Source organism: Xanthobacter sp. BG11Y11_SDJG, assembly GCF_057364445.1.
The window spans coordinates 1-1,252 of sequence record NZ_JBNFNU010000687.1 but is presented as its reverse complement, the minus strand read 5'-3'; the positions used below and the strand labels follow the sequence as shown (position 1 = coordinate 1,252).

The 1,252-nt window shown below is 73.0% G+C and carries 1 protein-coding gene; it reads left to right on the top strand.

From position 1 onward, the window contains the following. Window positions 1-14: 14 nt before the first annotated feature. On the top strand, window positions 15-1,252 hold a 1,238-nt coding region (locus AC2W7M_RS25775; RefSeq protein WP_486135975.1), incomplete at its 3' end, for a CHAT domain-containing protein.

Below are 1,252 nucleotides of genomic sequence, written 5' to 3'. Positions count from 1 at the left end.
GCCCGAGGCCGAGCATGTGCCATGCCTTGGTGCAGCGCGACCGCCTGGCGGCCTTCGCGGCGCGCGACGCGGCGCTGGTGCCGGAGGCTGCGTCCGTGCCCTTTCGCGCCGATGAGGAGGCCATGGCGGCCTCCTACCGGGTTGCGGTGGATGCGCTAAGCGAGATCGGGAAGGCGAGGGCGCTTGCCGCCGCCGGGGAGCGCCCTGCGCCTGCGCTCGCGCCCGATCCTGAACCCCATCGCCGCCGTCTGGTGCACTGGTTCGATCGCGTGCTGGCGGAGGACTGGGTGGCGGCCGCCGCGGCCTCGGGGCGCAGCGATGCGGTCCCGCCCCCGCCGCGCGGCATCGCCCACCTGCGCTTCCTCGACGTGGGCGACGGCCGCATGCGCGTCCTGCTGCGCACCTGCGAGGGCGCGCGGGATGCCGCGATCGGCCCGGCGAGCGAGCATCTGGCAAGCCTCGTCCATGGCTTCCGGGCGGCCATCTTCCATCACCCAAGGGAGGTTGAGCCGCTGGGACGGGAGCTTTACGCCGCCCTGATCGCCCCGGTCGCTGCTGGCCTCGGCGACGTCCACACCCTCCATCTCGCACTGGATCCGCCTTTGCTGCATCTGCCGTTCGCGGCGCTGCATGATGGCGAGCGTCATCTCGTGCAACGCTGGGCGCTCGCCATCGATACCGGCGTGCCGCCTCGAGCCGTGGATGCGTCCGACCGTGAAACCTGGCGCCTCGCTGCCTTCGCCGCCACACGCCCAGCCGATGGCCTCGCCGCGCTTCCCTATGCGGCGCATGAGGCGCGGCGGGTGGCGGCGATGCGCGAGGGCGCGCTCGCCCTCGACGGCGACTTCACCGAGGCCGCATTGCGCCGCGCGCTCAATGCGGGCACCGAGATCGTTCATATCGCCAGCCATTTCGAACTGGTGCCGGCGCGGCCGGAGCGCTCGCGCCTCGCGCTGGGCGACGGCGGCAGCCTGTCGCTCGCCGCGCTGCGCCGGACCGACCTTGATTTCACCCAAGTGGAGCTGCTTGTCCTGTCGGCCTGCGCCACCGCCACCGCGGACCATGGCCCCCACGGACTGGAGAGCCTCGCCGGCCTCGCCCAATTGAAAGGCGCGCGGGCGGTGGTCGCTACCCTGTGGCCAGTGGTGGACGCGGCGGCGGCGGAACTGATGGTGGCCTTCTATGCCCACGCCTTACGGACGCCGACCGTCCGAGCCTCGCCGAAGCGCTGCGCCGCGCCCAGGCGGCCATG